16 protein-coding genes and 1 pseudogene are annotated in these 17,226 nt (G+C 69.1%); 14 read left to right on the forward strand and 3 right to left on the reverse strand.

Features of this window, described 5'->3' with window-relative positions; all coding sequences use genetic code 11:
- Positions 1–2 precede the first annotated feature (2 nt).
- Positions 3–827 carry an SDR family NAD(P)-dependent oxidoreductase gene (locus tag ACFY1E_RS12375; RefSeq protein ID WP_389074550.1) on the reverse strand — a complete coding sequence of 275 codons (825 nt, stop codon included), beginning with the start codon at positions 825–827 and terminating at the stop codon, positions 3–5.
- Between the two features lie 103 nt (positions 828–930).
- Here ACFY1E_RS12375 and ACFY1E_RS12380 point away from each other — a divergent pair, with 103 nt between their 5' ends.
- The 5 genes and pseudogenes from ACFY1E_RS12380 to ACFY1E_RS12400 form a co-directional block, all read left to right on the forward strand.
- The gene (locus tag ACFY1E_RS12380) at positions 931–1,935 is read left to right on the forward strand and encodes a zinc-binding dehydrogenase (RefSeq protein ID WP_389074553.1); all 1,005 of its coding nucleotides are present in this window, start codon (positions 931–933) and stop codon (positions 1,933–1,935) included.
- 9 nt (positions 1,936–1,944) lie between these two features.
- The gene (locus ACFY1E_RS12385; RefSeq protein WP_389074555.1) at positions 1,945–3,108 is read left to right on the forward strand and encodes an acyl-CoA dehydrogenase family protein; all 1,164 of its coding nucleotides are present in this window, start codon (positions 1,945–1,947) and stop codon (positions 3,106–3,108) included.
- Entirely contained in the window at positions 3,108–3,578 is a 471-nt protein-coding gene (locus tag ACFY1E_RS12390) for a hypothetical protein (RefSeq protein ID WP_389074557.1), read from the forward strand. Before ACFY1E_RS12385 ends, ACFY1E_RS12390 begins: the two co-directional genes overlap by 1 nt.
- Positions 3,575–3,964 (forward strand): MaoC family dehydratase, encoded by a 390-nt coding sequence (locus ACFY1E_RS12395; RefSeq protein ID WP_389074559.1) that lies wholly within the window; start codon positions 3,575–3,577, stop codon positions 3,962–3,964. The genes ACFY1E_RS12390 and ACFY1E_RS12395 overlap by 4 nt, the downstream gene beginning before the upstream one ends.
- Positions 3,965–4,382: 418 nt before the next feature.
- Positions 4,383–4,952, forward strand: a pseudogene (locus ACFY1E_RS12400) (SDR family oxidoreductase); the annotation flags it as partial.
- Between the two features lie 267 nt (positions 4,953–5,219).
- Here the strand turns inward: ACFY1E_RS12400 and ACFY1E_RS12405 are convergent.
- Positions 5,220–6,143 (reverse strand): VOC family protein, encoded by a 924-nt coding sequence (locus ACFY1E_RS12405; protein WP_389074561.1) that lies wholly within the window; start codon positions 6,141–6,143, stop codon positions 5,220–5,222.
- 62 nt (positions 6,144–6,205) lie between these two features.
- Positions 6,206–7,060, reverse strand: coding sequence for a fumarylacetoacetate hydrolase family protein (locus tag ACFY1E_RS12410; RefSeq protein ID WP_389074563.1), 855 nt, complete (start codon positions 7,058–7,060; stop codon positions 6,206–6,208).
- A gap of 367 nt (positions 7,061–7,427) precedes the next feature.
- Between ACFY1E_RS12410 and ACFY1E_RS12415 the strand changes: the two genes are divergently transcribed.
- The 9 genes from ACFY1E_RS12415 to ACFY1E_RS12455 all read left to right on the forward strand — a co-directional run bounded on the left by ACFY1E_RS12415 (position 7,428) and on the right by ACFY1E_RS12455 (position 17,156).
- Positions 7,428–8,609 (forward strand): hypothetical protein, encoded by a 1,182-nt coding sequence (locus ACFY1E_RS12415; protein ID WP_389074565.1) that lies wholly within the window; start codon positions 7,428–7,430, stop codon positions 8,607–8,609.
- 254 nt (positions 8,610–8,863) lie between these two features.
- The gene (locus ACFY1E_RS12420) at positions 8,864–10,495 is read left to right on the forward strand and encodes a class I adenylate-forming enzyme family protein (RefSeq protein ID WP_389074567.1); all 1,632 of its coding nucleotides are present in this window, start codon (positions 8,864–8,866) and stop codon (positions 10,493–10,495) included.
- Between the two features lie 117 nt (positions 10,496–10,612).
- The gene (locus tag ACFY1E_RS12425) at positions 10,613–11,851 is read left to right on the forward strand and encodes an acyl-CoA dehydrogenase family protein (protein ID WP_389074570.1); all 1,239 of its coding nucleotides are present in this window, start codon (positions 10,613–10,615) and stop codon (positions 11,849–11,851) included.
- 53 nt (positions 11,852–11,904) lie between these two features.
- Positions 11,905–13,083, forward strand: coding sequence for a Rieske 2Fe-2S domain-containing protein (locus ACFY1E_RS12430; protein WP_389074572.1), 1,179 nt, complete (start codon positions 11,905–11,907; stop codon positions 13,081–13,083).
- Positions 13,080–14,108: a hypothetical protein gene (locus ACFY1E_RS12435; RefSeq protein WP_389074575.1), complete on the forward strand. Its 1,029-nt coding sequence runs from the start codon at positions 13,080–13,082 to the stop codon at positions 14,106–14,108. Before ACFY1E_RS12430 ends, ACFY1E_RS12435 begins: the two co-directional genes overlap by 4 nt.
- Positions 14,109–14,143: 35 nt before the next feature.
- Positions 14,144–14,671, forward strand: a complete 528-nt coding sequence (locus ACFY1E_RS12440) for a VOC family protein (RefSeq protein ID WP_389074577.1) — start codon at positions 14,144–14,146, stop codon at positions 14,669–14,671.
- Positions 14,668–15,429 carry an SDR family NAD(P)-dependent oxidoreductase gene (locus ACFY1E_RS12445; protein WP_389074579.1) on the forward strand — a complete coding sequence of 254 codons (762 nt, stop codon included), beginning with the start codon at positions 14,668–14,670 and terminating at the stop codon, positions 15,427–15,429. Before ACFY1E_RS12440 ends, ACFY1E_RS12445 begins: the two co-directional genes overlap by 4 nt.
- Positions 15,430–15,453: 24 nt before the next feature.
- Positions 15,454–15,756, forward strand: coding sequence for a ferredoxin (gene fdxA / locus ACFY1E_RS12450; RefSeq protein ID WP_389074582.1), 303 nt, complete (start codon positions 15,454–15,456; stop codon positions 15,754–15,756).
- A gap of 83 nt (positions 15,757–15,839) precedes the next feature.
- Entirely contained in the window at positions 15,840–17,156 is a 1,317-nt protein-coding gene (locus ACFY1E_RS12455; RefSeq protein ID WP_389074584.1) for an FAD-dependent oxidoreductase, read from the forward strand.
- The last annotated feature ends 70 nt before the right edge of the window (positions 17,157–17,226 follow it).

Raw genomic sequence — 17,226 nt, forward strand, 5'->3', positions numbered from 1 at the left:
GCTCACACCAGCCGGGCGGCGGCGTCGAGGCGCACGACGTCGGCGTTGAGCAGGGTGTTCTCCATGAAGGACCGGACCAGCGCGGCGAAGTCCTCCGGGGTGCCGAGCCGCTTGGGGAACAGGCTCAGCCCCACCAGGGCCGAGCGGCGCTTGTCGTCCAGGCCAGCCAGCATCGGGGTGTCCATGATGCCGGGCATCACGCCCATGACGCGGATGCCGGACGGGGCCAGGTCCCGGGCCAGCGGCAGCACCATCGCCGCCAGGCCCGCCTTGGAGGCGGTGTAGGCGGTCTGGCCGACCTGCCCCTCGACCGCGGCGATGGAGGAGACCTGGACGATCAGTCCCCGCTCGCCGTCCTCCCCCGGCTCGTTGCGGGTCATCGCCAGGGCTGCCTGCCGGGAGACGTCGAACGCCCCGATGAGGTTGATCTCCACGGCGGCGCGGAAGACATCGAGCGGAAAGAGCTTTCCGGAGCGGTCGATCGTGCGGATGCCGGGGCTGACCCCGGCCGCGTTGACGCAGAGGTCGATCCGGCCGAACCGCTCCAGGGCGGCCACGATCGCCGACGCCACCTGTTCGGTGTCGGTGATGTCGGTGGGGACGAACAGGGCGCTGTCCGTCCCAAGTTCCGCGGCCAGTTCCTTGCCGGGCGAGGAGGGGAGGTCGATGAGGACTGCTCGCCCGCCGCCGGCGGTGACCATCCGGGCCACGCCGGCTCCCAGCCCGCCCGCTCCGCCTGTTATCAGGGCAACCGAGTTCTGTACCTGCACTGTCGGCCTCCTCGCCGTGTGTTTCCAGATGTGGTTCGGCACGTCTGCACTGGTCACAGCAGTGCCGGTACAGGGCTTCCACCTTATCTACCAAACAGTTGGCAGGTGGAATCCCGATCCTATCTACCAAACAGTTGGCAGGTAAGCTAGCGTCGCCCTCATGAAAGCAGTCGTCGCTACCTCTGCCGACGCTGACGACCCAGTGCGTTGCGTCGATGTCACAGACCTGCCGCTCCCCGCACCAGGCCCCGGACAGACCCTGGTCACGGTGGCCGCCGCCTCTCTCAACCACCACGACCTGTGGACCCTGCGCGGTGCGGGAGGCGTCGCCGCCTTCCCGCACGTCCTGGGCTGTGACGTGGCCGGAACCACACCCGACGGCACCCCCGTCGTGGTCCACGCCCTCGTCGCCGAGGCCGCCCGCGGAGGCGGGGACGAACTCCTCGACCCCCGCCGCGGCACCCTCTCCGACCGCCTCGGCGGGGCCTTCGCCGAGCAGGTGGTGGTGCCCACCGCGAACCTGGTGCCCAAACCCGGGCAGCTGACCTTCGCGGAGGCCGCCTGCATGCCCACGGCCTGGCTGACCGCCTTTCGCATGCTGTTCGACCGCGCCGACGTCCGCCCCGGAGACACCGTTCTGGTGCAGGGCGCCGGCGGCGGGGTCTCGACCGCCGCCATCCAGCTGGGCGCGGCGGCGGGCCTGCGGATGTGGGTGACCAGCCGCTCGGAGGCCAAGCGGGAGAAAGCCGCCGCAATCGGCGCCGACCGCACGTTCGCCTCCGGCGAGCGGCTTCCGGAGCGCGTGGACGCCGTGATCGACACGGTCGGCGAGGCGACCTGGGGTCACTCGGTGCGCAGTGTCCGCCCGGGCGGCACCGTCGTGGTCGCAGGCTGGACCACCGGCGCCGGTCCCGCTGCCGACCTGTCACGGCTCTCGCTGAACAACATCACCGTTCGTGGCAGCGCAATGGGGCGCCGCCGCGATCTGGAGTCCGTGCTGGCGCTGTGCGTGCACCACGGAATCCGCCCGCACATCGACGGGATCCACTCTTTCGCGGACGCGCCCAAGGCCTTCGCCCGGCTGGAGAGCGGCGAAGTCTTCGGAAAGGTGGTCCTGCAGCCGGATACCCCAACTCCAGGGCCCAGCAAGGCCTTTGACCGGTAAGGAGCATTCATGGACTTTCAGCTGACCGAGGAACAGCAGGACCTCGCCAAGCTCGTGCACGACTGGGTCGAGCGAGAGGCCCCGAAGGAGTGGGCCCGCGAGCTGGAGAAGGCCGAGCACGACTACCCCTTCGCCCTGTGGGACAAGCTGGCCGACGCCGGCTTCCACGGCATCGGCATCCCCGAGGAGTACGGCGGCCAGGGCGGCGACATCCTCACCCAGATGACCCTGGCCCGCGGGCTGGCCCGCTCACTCGCCGGGCTGACGTGGATCTGGGGCATCACCTCGTTCGCGGGCGGCAAGTCGATCGGCCTGTACGGCAGCGAGGAGCAGAAGCGGCGCTTCCTGCCCGAGATCGCGGCCGGCCGCTCTCGCTGGTCCATCGGGTTCACCGAGCCCAGCGGCGGCACCGACCTGCTGGGCATGATGCGCACCACCGCTGTGCGCGGCGACGGCGGCTGGATCCTCAACGGGCAGAAGACCTGGTGCTCGGCGGCCCATGTCGCCGACTACATCCTGCTGCTGGCCCTCACCGACAAGGACGCGCCCAAGCGCCATCAGGGCGTCACACTCTTTGCGGTGCCCGCCAAGTCCGAGGGCGTGACGATCCGCGAGATCCCCAAGCTCGGCATGCGGGCCATGGGTTCCTGTGACGTCTATCTCGACGACGTGTTCGTTCCGGACGATCTTGTGCTCGGCGAGCCCAACCGCGCCTGGTACATGCTGCTGCCGACCCTGAACAACGAGCGGATCATGCTGTCCTCGTTCTGCCTGGGCATCCTGGACGGGGTACTTGAGGACGCGCTCGCCTACATGCAGGTCCGTGAGGCGTTCGGGCACAAGATCGGCGAGTTCCAGGCACTCCAGCACCACGTCGCCAACATCGCGATGTGGCGCGCGCAGACCGAGCTCGTCGTACAGAAGGCGGCCTGGCTGCAGTCGCAGGGCCTGCCGTGCGGTCAGGAGGCCAACATGGCCAAGGTGATCGCGTCCGAGCACGCGGTCAATGCCGCCGACCTCGGCATCCAGATCCTCGGTGGTATGGGCTACTCGGCGGAGACGGACATGCAGCGCTACTGGCGCGACGCCCGGCTCTTCCGGATCGGCCCGATCACCAACGAGATGGCCCGCAACACGATCGCCGAGGGGCTCGGCCTTCCCAGGTCGTTCTGATGGGCGCCGCAACCGTGCCCGCCGAGGCAGAGCTCGTCGCCCTCGTCGGCACCGAGCTCCCGCCGGGCCGCTACCGGATCGACCCGGTGGTCAGCCGCATGCTGGACGCCGCGGTGCTCGCTCCCACCCCGCCTGGGCCCTCCCCCGAACCTCACCCGATCTGGTCCTTCGTCGCCGCGCAGACCGGCATCGGCCTCGGCGTCGAAGGGCTTCTCGGGCTGTTCGGCAGCAGTGGCGCCGACGGACCGATGCTCGGCGAGTGCGATCTGGACATGCTCGAGCCCTTCGAGGCCGGTGTGGAGTACGCGGTCACTGCGCGCGTGACGGGAGCCGCACGCAAGAAGGGCCGCGCGCTCGGCGTGTTCGACCTGGTCACCGTCGAGTACGAGGTCCGCGGAGCGGACGGCGGGGTGGTGGCCCGCTGCCGGGAGACCTTCGTGCTGCCCCGGAGAGAGGCGGAGCAGACGTGATCAACAGCGGAGACCAGCTGCCCACCTGGACGGGCGAGGTGGAGGCCACCCGGATGCACGTCATGGCGCTGATCCTCGGCGACCCCAACGTCATCCACGTCGACGCCGACGCCGTGCGGGCGCTCGGCATCGGCGAAGCACCGGTCAACCAGGGACCCGTCAACATCGCCTACCTGCTCAACATGCTGCGGGAGGCGTTTCCCGAAGGCCGGGTCACCGGCCTGTCCACCCGGCTGCTCGCCAACGTCTTCGCGGGCGACCGGGTCACGGCGTCAGGCACCGTCACCGACGCGGCCGAAGACGGCACGGTCACCTGCGAAGTCTGGCTCGACCGCCCCGGCACGAGGGTTCTGCAGGGGACCGCGACGATCCGTATCCGTCCCTGAGAACAGTCGGCGGCGAGCGGTCGGCGTTGTCTGACCGCTGAAGGTCACGGTCTGCGGTTTCACGCCGAGTGGGCCGAGTTGCCGCCGACCGCTCCGTGGCCACCCGCTCACCAAACGCCCCGTGCCCCCGCAAGTCCGGTTGGCATGTGTGCATACGAGGAGGAAGACACGGATCTTGGAATCGCCGGCAAGGTCGCACTCCTGACCGGCGGCAGCAAAGTCATCGGACACGAGGCGAGCAAGCTGTTCGGCAAGGCAGGCGCTCGAGTCGTGGTCTTGGCCCGCGAAAGAGGGCGATCGACGAGACAGTGGATGCCATCCGCGACGCCGGTGGTGAGGCCGTCGGCTTCACCACCGATCTCACCGAAGTGGAGGGCTACGCCCGCGCCGTAGAGTTCGCCCGACGTTCGGCGCCCCGGAGATCGCCGTCTTCAACCTCCAGGCGCCCAGGCCGGGGGCATTCGCCGACCTCGACGACGAGGACTTCCGGTACGCCTTCCACCTGGTCACCATCTGCTACGCCAACATGGTCCGCGCGGTCCTGCCCTGGATGATCGAGAAGCGTTTCGGCCGTGTGGTGACGCTCGGGTCAGGCACGGCCAGACAACCGATCCGAACCACACCGCTGTTCTCCTACGTACTGGCGAACTCGACCCGTGCGGGCGCCGTCGGTCTGAACAAGACCCTCGCCGGCGACTACGGTCAGTACGGCATCACCTTCAACACGATCGCGGTCGGATCGGTGGAGACCGACAGGGCGCGGGCATGGCTGCAGGCGCGCGCGAACGAGGCCGGTGTCACCTCCCAGGACATGCTCGACCGCTTCTTTGAAAACAATCCGCTGCGCCGCGCCGGCCAGCCGATCGAGGTGGCGAGTCTCGCGGCGTTCCTCAGTTCGGTTCCGGGCGGCTACACCACCGGTGAGACGATCCTGGCCACGGCGACGAGGTCCAGGCGCTGCTGTGAGCAGCCGCATCCCAACCGATGATGGAACGCGTGGGGCAAGCGGGTTTCTGGCAGCGGTGATCTGCCCGCTGCGGGAGGTCCGGCTCGACCGGTCTGGCGGGCGGGTGCCGCAAGGGACGGCGACGGTCCGAGCCGGGCACGGACAGTATGACAACGACGGGGGCCGGCCCGTGAGGAGCCGGGGCGGCCCCGGTGGTGATGCACGCCCACCCCACGTCACACATGCATCAGGGACCGCGACCGGTGAATGGTCGCGGCCCCTGATCCAGCCCTTGAGCGAAAGCGCCGCTCAGCGCAGTGAGTGCTGCCCCGTCATCAGCGCGGCCAGGTCCTCCGGCTCCACGAACGACGGGGGCGGCGGCGGACCCCAGCTGAACAGCGACTTGGCGCCCTCGAACGTCTCAGGTGTCCACAGCGCGTCGTCGACGATGCAGTCGAGGTCGGAGTAGTACTCGCTGAAGTTGCCGGCCGGGTCCTTGAGATACCAGAAGAAGTTGGAGCCGGCATGGTGCCGCCCGAGGCCCCAGACATGCCGTGCGGGATCGGCGGCCAGCATCGCCGAGGCACCCCGGCCAACCTCGTCCACGTCGTCCACCTGCCAGGACGTGTGATGCAGGAAGTTGACCGGAGCGCGCAGGACCAGCACGTTGTGATGGTCCGTCGAGCAGCGCATGAATGCCGCCGCGCCCTTCATCTGATCGCTGATCTTCAACCCGATGCCGTCAGTGAAGAACGACTGCGAGGTCTCGAAATCCGTGGAGCCGATGACCGTGTGGCCCAGCTTGCGCGGCCGGACCGGCCCTTCCCGCAGAACACCGGGCGCCCTGGTCCCGGTCCGCTCAAGCCGTCCCGGCCCGTTGTACGGGGTTGGGGGGACCTCGGGCTGCTGTATCCGCGGTTCGATCGCGATGACGGCGCGGACGCCGGTGACCCGCTCCACCGCGGTCAGCGTGCCCTGACCGGGCACGGAGTCGATACCAAGGCCCTGCAGTCGGGAAGCGATGCGGTGAAGGTCGTCCCTGTCGTCCACGCCGATCACGAGTTCGATCAGTCGCCGGACCGGGGCGTGGACGATGCGGAGCTGACGGCCTCCGTCCAGGGTGGACAACCAGCCGTCCTCCTCCGGATGCAGTCCGAAGTCGATGTAGTAGCGAATCGTCTCGTCGACGTTGGGCACGCCGATCGTGACCGACGAGAGCCGGTGCAGGGCCATCGGATCGGCCTCCTGTCACAGTTGAGGGGGGCGGGGTTGGCTGGTGGTCCAGCCAGGGAGGTTCAGGCGGTGAAGCGCTGGCGCAGCTCGCCGATGCCCTCGACGTAACTGACGAGTTCGTCACCGGGCGCGAGGAAACGCGGGGGCTTGCGCCCGACACCCACGCCGGAGGGGGTGCCGGTGAACAGCACGTCTCCGGGCAGCAGCGGAATGTGCCGGGAGAGGCCCGCCACCATCTCGGGGATGCTGAAGACGAGGTCGCTGGTGCGTCCCTTCTGTACCTCCTCGCCATTCACCGCGCAGCCGAACTCCAGGTCGTCGGGGTTGGTGAACTCATCGGGTGTGATGAGCCAGGGCCCGGTGGGTCCGAAGCCGGGGAGCGACTTGCCGAGGCTGAACTGGGGCAGCGGACCGGACATCTGGATGACTCGCTCGGAGAGATCCTGACCCACGGTGAGACCGGCGACGTGGTCCCAGACATCTTGTGGGGCGACGTTGCGGGCCGTCCGTCCGATCACCGCGACGACCTCCACCTCCCAGTCGGTGTTTCCGTCCGCCGACAGCTCGACGGTGGTGACCGGGCCGGTCAGGCAGGTCGGCCACTTGGTGAACATCAGCAGAGGTGTGTCCGGAACGGCGTGGCCGGTCTCGGCGGCGTGCTCGCGATAGTTCAGGCCGATAGCGAGGACCTGGCTCGGCGTGGGCGACGGTGCGTGAAGTTCCTCGACCGCGAAGGGACGGCCGGGTGGGAGTTCCGCCTCGGCGGCCCAGCTCCGGAACTCGTCCCAGCGCCCGTAGACGCTGTGGGGATCGGAAGAGAAGCGGCCTGACGTGGCGTCTTCCACGTCGACTGCGGTCGGGCCCTTCGGCGTGGGAACGACGATGACCAGACGTCCGGCCAGATTGGCGATGCGCAAGATGACTCCGCAGGGGTCTCGGGGAGATAGGGAACGGCGACAGCCCTTCAGGGCGTCGGGGACAGGCTTCTGAGCGCCCCCGATGGCGAGCCCCGCTGCGGGCGTCCAGGCTGATCAACGCCTTCATTTTCAAGGGCCGCCCCTCCCTCCTGTCAACACCCACCAAACGGTTGTATGGCAACTTTGGCTATGGCGTTCACCTCATTGCGATTCCCTCGTCACGGGGCTCGACCGGGCGGCATTCCGGTTCTATGGTAGCCACCAACCTATCGTTTGGTAGTCGGGACGGGGTACCGGTTCAGGTGCACGTTCCCGTGCCAGTCGGCGACTCGTCCGAGTCCCCTCCGCGCGACCGGGAGAACTGAACGTGACCGAATCGCTGACCAGGGCGACAGACGTCGGGCCGTCCCATGAAGAGCTGGTGGCCCGAGCCGGGCAGTGGCGATCGACACTCATCGAACGCAGCGCCCGCGCCGAGGAACTGCGACGCATCCCGCCCGAGAACGTCGAAGAACTCAAGCAGAAGCAGTTCCACCTGGCCGGGCAGCCCATTCCTTTCGGGGGCCTGTCCGCCTCGCTCGACACCGCGGCACAGGTAGCTCGCGAGGTCGGCCGCGGCTGCCCGTCGACCGCATGGATGACCAGCCAGTGGCCGGGGCACCAGTTCCTGGTCGGCATGATGGAGCTGGAATTCCAGCAGGAGTACTGGGGTCCGGGCCCGGACACCCTGTCCTCCACCGCCTCCGCGGTGATGCGCATGAACGCGTCCCCCGAGCGTGGCGGCGCGCGCATCACCGATACCGTGATCAAGTTCTCCAGCGGTATCGACTACGCGGACTGGGTCATCGTGACCGCCCCGCTCGGCGTCTGCATGGTGCCCCGCCGGGATTTCCGGATCGTTGACGACTGGTACGTCATGGGGCTGCGAGGCACCGGCAGCAAGTCGCTGGTGATCGACGACGCGTGGGTGCCGCCGCACCGTATTCTGCCCGGCTCCGACTTCCGCGCCGGCGGGTCACCCGGGGCCAAGCTCTATCCCGACGTACCGCTCTATCAGGTGCCGCCGAACCTGGTGGCCAACCTGCTGCTGCTCGCCCCGCTGATCGGGATGGGGCAAGGACTGCTGGACATCTTCGAGGAGCGGGCCCGAAGCCGGGTCGACCTGCACTCCGGCCAGAAGGCGTTCCAGCGCGAGGTGACGCAGCTGAAGTTCGCCGAGTCCTCGTTCGAGATCGACACCGCGGCGAAGGTGCTCAGAGACGGCTTCGCCGAGCTGCGCATGCTGGGCCACGAGAGCCGGGAGCTGGGACTGGAGGAACGGGTGCGCCTCCGCCGCGACATGACCCAGGCCGCGAAACTGGTGCTTCAGGCGGGTGAGCGGCTGCTGACCGCCGGAGACGCCAGCGGGATGTACGACAGCAGCCGCTGGCAGCGTTGGGGACGTGACCTGAAGATGGCCGGCCTGCAGGCCTCGCTCACCCCGGACGAGATCGCGATCAGCTGGTCACGTGTCCGCTGGGGGCTGGAGGCGACGTCGCGACGCATCTGAGGCCGCCCGAACATCAGGCGGACAAAAGCGCAAGTCTTGCCCCGGCGCGCCTGGCTTCCTAGAATCCAGAGGACTTTTACCTACCCACCGTTTGGTGGGCAGCACGAAGAGCCCTCGCGATCCAGCCGTCCGGCCGAGCACACGGGCCGTTCCGGCCCCTCTTCCCTTCCTCTTCCTTCGACACCCGCACTCGTGTCCTCGAGCACTGCCACGGCCCTCCCTGTTCCCGTGGCCCGCACCCCAGGGAGCAATACATGACGGATTCGGGACTCACCCTCCCTCGACTGGTGATGGAGGGCGCCCGCCGCCACGGAGATCGCGATGCCTTCGTCTTTCCGGACACTCGCGAGACCTACCGGGAACTGGAGGCGTCCTGCCTCACCGTTGCGGCCTCCCTGCAAGCGCTGGGCGTCCGACCGGGCGACTCCGTAGGGCTGCTGATGCCCAACTCCATGCATTTCGTCCACGCCCTGGTCGGTGCCACCATGGCCGGCGCCCTGGTCGTGCCGATCAACGCCCGTCTGAGCCCACGCGAGCTCGGTTATGTGATCCCGGACTCGGGAGTAAAGGTTCTGCTGCTCACCGATGTGGTCGACGAGTACGTCGACTATGTCGCCCGAGTCTACGAGGTGTTCCCGGCCCTCCGGGAGGCCCGATCCGGGGAGCGGCTCACGCTGGAGGACGCGCCGGATCTGGAGCACGCCGTCGTCCTGGGGTCCCGTCAGGCGGCCGGATTCCTGGGCGGCAAGGAGTTCGGGCACCTGGGCGCGGACCAGGACCCCGCCAAGGTGCGGGCCCGGGCCGAGGCCGTCTCCCCGGACGACCCGTACATCATGATGTACACCTCGGGTACGACGTCCATGCCCAAGGGCTGCCCGCTGCCGCACTCCTCGGTCATGGAGCTCGGCGCGGCCGTCGGAGCGGAGGGCTTTCACATCACGGCGGAGGACCGGATGTGGAACCCGCTGCCCCTGTTCCACGTGAGTGCCCAGGCCCCGCTCGCCGGCGTGCTGCGGGCCGGGGCCGCGTACGTGTCGATGTCGCACTTCACCCCGGCCGAGGCCGTCGAGCAGGTCGTCCGGGAGCGGGTCACCCTGATGTATCCCGCCTATCCCACCCTCCTGGGCCCGATGCTGGAGCACCCCTCCCGTACTGCGGAGACCTTCTCGGGCGTGCGCGCCGTGCTCTGCGTCGGCCCGCCCGACCTGCTGCGCGACTACCAGAAGAAGCTCGGCGACGACACTGTGATCGTCAGCTGTTACGGCTCGACCGAGCTGGGCGGCTCGCCCGTGATGGGGCGGCTCGACGACCCGCTGGAGGCAAGGGTCACCAGCGGCAAGCCCTTCGCCGGCATGGAGGTGCAGATCCGCGACCTCGTGACCGGCGAGGTACTGCCGGCAGGCGAGACCGGAGCGGTCTGGGTGCGCGGCTACAGCGTCTTCCGCGGCTACCACAGGGACGACGCCAAGACCGCGCAGTCCTTCGACTCGGAGGGATTCTTCACCACTGGCGACCTTGCCTCGCTCGACGAGCACGGCAACTTCACGTACCGGGGCCGCAGCAAGGACATGCTCAAGGTCGGCGGCGAGAACGTCGGCGCCCTGGAGGTCGAGGCATATCTCACCACCCACCCGGCCGTGCTCATGGCTGCCGTGGTCGGAGTGCCCGACACCAAGTACGACGAGGTCCCGGCCGCCTTCGTCCAACTGGTCCCCGGGGAGACCGCCAGCACGGAGGAACTGCTCGACTTCTGCCGGGCCGGGCTGGCCAAGTTCAAGGTCCCCCGGTACCTGCGCCTGGTGGACACGTGGCCGATGTCCGCCACCAAGATCCAGAAGTTCCGGCTTCGCGAACGGCTCGTCGCCGAACTCGACGCCAAGGGGTGAGCCGCCGGCACCAGACCCCGCGACAGCACGCAGGTCTGACCGCGAAGCCGGTTGACCCCCGTCACCACATCATCGCCGGAAGCACCGAGCGACCGGCACGGAAGGAAGCGGACCACCATGACCGCACTTGACGACGCACTGCCCCAGACCCGGGACGTCGAGGGTTACGACGACAGCCGCCTGCCCCAGCTTCTCGAGGAAGCGCGCAAGCTCCGCCCCCTGCTCAGGGAGCAGGCCGCACGAGCCGAGGAACTGCGCACCCTGACCCCTGAGGTCGAGGCCGCCCTGCACAAGCTCGACCTGTTCTCGCTGGCCACCCCACGCAGGTGGGGCGGGGCCGGGCTGTCCAACCGGGCCTACACCGAGTTCCAGATGGAGCTGGGGCAGGGCGACCCCGCCGCAGCGTGGGTCGTCCAGATCCTCAACTCGACCACCTGGGTCGCCAGCACCGGACCGGACGCCCTGCAGGAGGGCCTTTTCGCACAGGGACCGACCATCATCTGCGGCGCCTACAACCCGCCCGGCATCGGCACCAAGGTGGACGGCGGCTACCGGATCACCGGCAAGTTCCCCTACAGCTCGGGCTCACGGCAGGCGAAGTGGGCCCAGTGCGGCTTCGTGCACATGGGCGACGAGGGCAAGCCGGTCACGCCGGGCATCAACTTCGCCTACGTGCCGATGGAGCAGGTCACCATCGAGGACACCTGGCACGTGGTCGGTATGCAGGCCACCGGCTCCGACACGATCGTCGTCGACGCCCTCTTCGTACCCGACGACATGATCGTCACGGCCGATCGCCCGTTCGGATTCCGTGATCCCAACAAGCGGCACTTCACGGAGGCATCCGACCGCCAGCCTCTGCTCCCGACCCTGCGTGCGACCGGACTGGGCCTGATGCTCGGCGGCGCGGTGGCGATGCTGGAGCTGGTCGAGGAGAACGTACAGCAGAAGCCGCTGGTCACTACCACGTTCATGCCCAAGGCGCAGTCCCAGGTCGTGGTGCATCACCTGGGCAGGATCGCCGCCCAGCTCGACACCGCCCGGCTGCTCATCCTGCATGCCGCCGAGGAGATCGACACCTACGCGGTCGCAGGGCAGCCCTGGACTCCGCTGGACTCCGCCCGGCACAAGGCATCCTGCGCACAGGCGGCGCAGTTGATCCACGACTCGATCGAGGAGCTGATGTACATCGCCGGCTCCTCGGCGTTCGCCACCGCCAATCCCCTCTCGAGGTTCTGGAAGGACCTCCACGTCGGCCTCCGCCACGTGGCGCACATCCCGTCCGTCGGTTACGAGATCTACGGCCGCGACCGCCTCGGCATCGAACCCAACATCACACCCGTCGGCGCGTACTGACGCGACGACCCGGTGGCGAACTCATACGTGACCTCGACGAGGAGGCTCATCGGATGACGGATACGACGACAGTGCAGGGTCCCGCCGCCGGCCGCGGCGGGCCATCACGCCCGCGGCCGTCGGTGGGCCTTCCGGACGCCTGGTGGCCGATCGCTCACGGCGACGAGATCGGCAGACACCCCACGGCGTTCCGGATCGGCACGCGGGACCTGGCGGTCTACCGCGATCTCAGCGGTGTCGTCCGGGCCGTGGACGACGCCTGCCCGCACCGGCGCCTGCCGCTGTCGATGGGCAGGATCACCGAAGACGGCCACCTGCAGTGCGCCTACCACGGCTGGTGCTTCGACGGCGCCACCGGCCAGTGCACCGCCATCCCCAATCTCGGCCAGCACGAGCGGGTGCCACGGGGAATCCGGGTCGCCGCCTTCAGGACGGCCGAGAACGTCGCCGACGCCCTGGGCTTCGGACTGCGCACACCGGTTCCCGCTCCCGCCGTCGGAGAGCCCACCGGTGAGGAACCGGACGGCGGCACCACCATGTTCGACGCCGTACTCGCCGACGGACTGGTACTCGTCTGGACCGGGGCGGGCGAGCCTCCGGACGCCGGCTCGGTGCCTGAGGAATCCTCAGCCGCCGACACTGTGGACAGCCGCACCATCACGGGTTCCGTCTTCGTCCGTTCCGCCTACACCGACCTCGCCGAGGCGCTGCTGCTCAACCCGGGCGCCACACTCGGACTGCCCGGACTGCTGGGCGCGGGAGAGGAGGTCTCCGCTCCGTCGGTGACGACGAGCGGAAGCGGACCGGCCGGCACGGTGACCGTCCGGCGTTCGAGGCTCGCCCGTGACCTCCCGCGCGCATCGACCTTCGGGGACCTGAGCCGTCGCGTGCTGACCTCTACCACGACGCTCGCGGTGACCACCGGCCTCGCCCGCATCACCGTGGCGCCTCACGGAGGGTCCGGCGGGTGTCATGTGGTCGCCGCTCTCACGCCCGTCGGCCCGTATCGCACCGTACTGCGCTGGAGTGCCACGACCCGCGGCAACGGCGCGATCATGCGCTCCACCCTGGCCGGCGCGTCGAGCGTCCGGCGCCGACTGCTGCGTACGGCCTCCGACATCCCGGAGGCGGTCGCCGACCGCGTGGCCACCACGGTCGACGACGGACTCGAGGCCCTGCGGGCTCTGCGGCCTGTCGAAGCCTTCCAGCACACCCAAGGAGGAACCCCGTGAGCGCTGCCGCCGTCACCACTCCCCACGCTGAGGTGACCGTTCCCGCCGAGTTCACGCCCGGCACCTTCGCGCTGCGTGACACATGGTTCCCGCTCGTCCACACCGCCCAGGTGCGGCGGCGGCCGGTCCGGCGCGCGATGCACGGGGAGCCGGTGCTTCTCTGGCGCGACGGCGACCGTATCCGCGCCACCGACGATCTGCCCGGCAGGCCGCCGGGGCTCCGCCACGACGGCGAGTTCACGGGCGGCACCGGTGAGTACCCGGTCGTCGAGCGGTACGGCTATGCCTGGGTCTGGTACGGCGACCCGGACCACGCTTCCCCGGACCTGGTGCCGAACGTCCCGCATCTGCCCCTCGATGGCATGCCGCGCCGCTTCCAGGGCTCGGTGATCTTCGACTGCACCTACGAGCTGGTCTGCGAGAACCTTCTCGACCTCACCCACGCCGACTTCCTGCACTCCAAACTGACCGGCGACGCGCTGTCCGAGGACGACATCATCGAAGTGGAGTCCACGTCCGAGACGGTGACCATGGTCCGCACGGCCCACGGCCGGCCCATGCCGGATGCGCAGAAGCCCCTGGCCCGCGGGGCCAAGAAGCAGGACATCCGGATGGTCACGATCACGCACGTGCGCAGCGGCGTCTGCCTGCTGCGCGGAGACTTCCAGCCGGGCATGGACATCCGGATGCTGCATCCGGTCAACCCCGAGTCCCGCACCCGCGCCCGCACGCCGGTCACCTACGACCCGCAGAGGATGCCGGGGTACGCCCGCACCCTGTTCCCGATCACCGCGCACATCGTGGGACGGCAGGACAACTGGGCGGTGCGCCCGCAGAACGGCAGCTACCTGAGCTCGGGGGGCCAGCGCGATCTCAGCTCCCGGTTCGACAAGGCGGGTCTGCGCTACCGGCGTATCTACAACGAACTCGTGGCCCGTCAACAGGCCGGGGACTACTCCTACCTGCCGGACGGCGACCCCGGGCGGGACGTGTCCGAGGAACTCGGCATCGCCCCGAGGGGCTGAGGCATGCCAGTCCCTGAGGAACAGGACGGCCGCCGGTGAGAGGCCTCTACCACGTCGGCTTCGCCGTTGCGGACGTCGAAGCCGCCCGGGCAGCCGTCGGCAGAACGCTGTCGGTGGAGTTCGGGCCTGCGAAGTCCCGGCAGATCGGGGCCTGGGTGACACGAGTGGCGCTCTCCGTCGAGGGCCCGCCGTTCCTCGAACTGATCGAGGGCCCGCCCGGCAGCCCGTGGCACACCCCGGACGGGCCCCGATTCGACCACTTGGGTGTGTGGTCGGCCGACCTCGTCAGCGACCGTGACGTGCTCGCCGCCCGCGGATGCCGACTGGTCTTCGACGGGCCGCGTGCGGGGCTTCCCATGACATTTCACGAGGTCCCGGAACTCGGTGCCCGAATCGAAGCGGTCGACGGGCCCATGGTCCGCAGCCTGCTGCTTGCCGAGGGGACGATGGCCGATCCCCTCACCACCGCTCTGCACCTCGGCGGGGCACCGGGCAGTGATCAGCCGCCGAACCACGGCGGGCGGCCAACAACAGCATTCGCACCAGGAACAGAGGAACCATGAGACAAGGGCTGCAGGACAAGGTCGTTCTGATCACGGGCACAGGCGCAGGGATGGGCCGCGAGGCGGCGCTGCAGTTCGCTGCCGCGGGTGCGATCGTCGTCGGCTGCGACCTCGACGAGGAGGCGAACAAGCAGACCGTGGCCGAAGTCGAGGCAGCGGGCGGGAAGATGGACGGGCAGGCACCCGTCGATCTGGGCGACAGCGCTGAAGCCACCGCATGGGTCGAACGCGCCGCCCGGGAGCACGGACGCATCGACGTCGTCTACAACAACGCCTCCGCGGCGCGCTTCGCACCGGTGGCGAGCATGTCCGACGAAGACTGGCGCTTCACCCTCCGCAATGAACTCGACCTCGTCTTCTACGTTACCCGCGCCGCCTGGCCCCATCTCGCCGAACGAGGCGGCGTCATCATCAACATCGCGTCGGTGGCGGCACATCGGGGCAACCCTCATGTCCCGATACTCGCGCACACGGCGACCAAGGGCGGCGTCGTCGCGATGACCCGCCAGCTCGCAGCCGAGGGCGCCCCCCACGGCATCCGGGCCGTCAGCATCAGCCCCGGCACCATCGAAACCCCTGGCACGGCCGCGACGTTGGCCGATCCCGCAGTCCAGGCCGGGCTTCTGTCCCAGACTCTGGCAGCGCGACTCGGTGTCCCCACAGATGTCGTGTCGCTGGCCCTGTATCTCGCCGGCGACGAGGCAGGGTTCCTCACCGGCATCGACTTCCTTGTCGACGGCGGCATGACCGCCTTCTGATCATTTCTTGAGGAGACAAGCACCATGGCGTTTGTGATCGGCGGCGGCTGTGTCGACGTGATGGATCGTTCCTGCCTGGACCACTGCCCGGTGGACTGCATTTACGAGGGCCCCCGCAAGCTCTACATCCATCCGGACGAATGCATCGACTGCGGGGCGTGTGAGCCGGCCTGCCCGCAGGCCGCGATCTTCTTCGACGCGAGTGCTGCCGACGGACAGCGGGCGCACATCGAGGCCAACCGCGCCTTCTTCGACGGCATCGGATCGCCCGGCGGAGCCAGCGGAGTCGACGTCCCGCTGGGCCCGGACCGCATCCCCGGCGAGTAGACCAAGGACGCCCCGACGCCAGGGATCGCCACCCGACGGAGCGATCTCCCGGGGATGTTCTGCAGACAAGGAGAACGATCAGGATGCTTCCGCAGCGGCACGTCGCCGTGGTCGGAGCCGGGCCCTCGGGTCTGTACACGGCTCAGACGCTGGCGCGGACCTACGGCATGGCGGTCGACGTATTCGAACGCCTGCCCGCCCCCTACGGCCTGCTCCGGTACGGCGTGGCGCCCGATCACCTCAGGATGAAGAAGCTCACCGCGGTGCTGGAGAAGGTGCTGCAGCTGCCCGGGGTGCGCTTCTTCGGAAACGTGGAGATCGGCCGGGACATCACCGGCGAGGAGCTCGGCGCCCGGTACGACGCCGTCGTCTACGCGGTCGGTGCTTCCGGCCACCGAGCACTGGACGTCCCTGGAGAGACGCTGCCCGGTGTTCACCCGGCCACGGACTTCGTCTCGTGGTACAGCGGCCACCCGGACGCGGACCTTTTCACCGGCCTCGACGCAGTGCGCTCGGCCGTTGTGGTCGGTGCGGGCAACGTCGCCCTGGACGTCGCCCGCGTCCTGGCCAGGTCTGCGCAGGAGCTGACCGTCAGCGACGTGCCGGACCGGGTGCTGGAGGAACTGGCGCACAGCACGGTGCGCGACATCCACGTTGTCGCCCGCCGCGGTCCGGACGAAGTGAAGTTCACCCTCAAAGAACTCACCGAGATGGGGGACTTGGCCAACGCCGACGTGCGGGTGCATGCGGACAACCGGACGGCGGCCGCGGCCCGTCCGGCTTCCGGCGAGGCGACCTGCGCGGCTGTACTGGATGGTTGGCGCGGCCGTGAGATGTCGAGCAAGCCCCGGACGGTGCACTTTCACTTCGGTCTGTCGCTCGCACGGATCGAGGGCACGTCGAGGGTGGAGCGCGCCGTGTTCGCGCCGACCGGAAGCTCGCTGGGAGGTGGGCGGGAGACGGTCCTGCCCGCGCAGTTGCTCCTCGGCGCCGTCGGCAGTCACGGCCGGCCTGTTCCGGGGCTGCCGTTCGACGAACGCCGCGGCGTGGTCCCGAACGTCGACGGCCGGGTGGATCGGTGCGACGGCGCGACGAGTCGCGAGTACGTGGTCGGCTGGATCAAGCGGGGCCCGACCGGAGTCATCGGTACGAACCGGGCCGACGCGCTGGTCACAGCCGCCACGCTGGCCGCCGATCTGGAAAACGGTGCTGCCCTGCCGCGCGGCAGGGCCCGGCCGATGACGGCCGGTGAGCTCGGCACGGTCGTGGACTGGACGGGATGGAGCGGAATCGACGCCGCAGAGGTGGCGCGGGGCGCTCTGCGATCGGCGGCACGAGTGAAGGTCGACGCCTGGACGGAGATGCTGGCAGTCGCGCGCGGCGTGAGTGCCGGTGCTTGACAGTCCGCCCACTCAGGTGGTGCCGCCGGCCCTCGTGAAGGCATCGGCTAGATCCACCCCAGAGAGTCAC

The organism is Streptomyces sp. NPDC001604 (genome assembly GCF_042893475.1).
Taxonomy (GTDB): Bacteria; Actinomycetota; Actinomycetes; order Streptomycetales; family Streptomycetaceae; genus Streptomyces.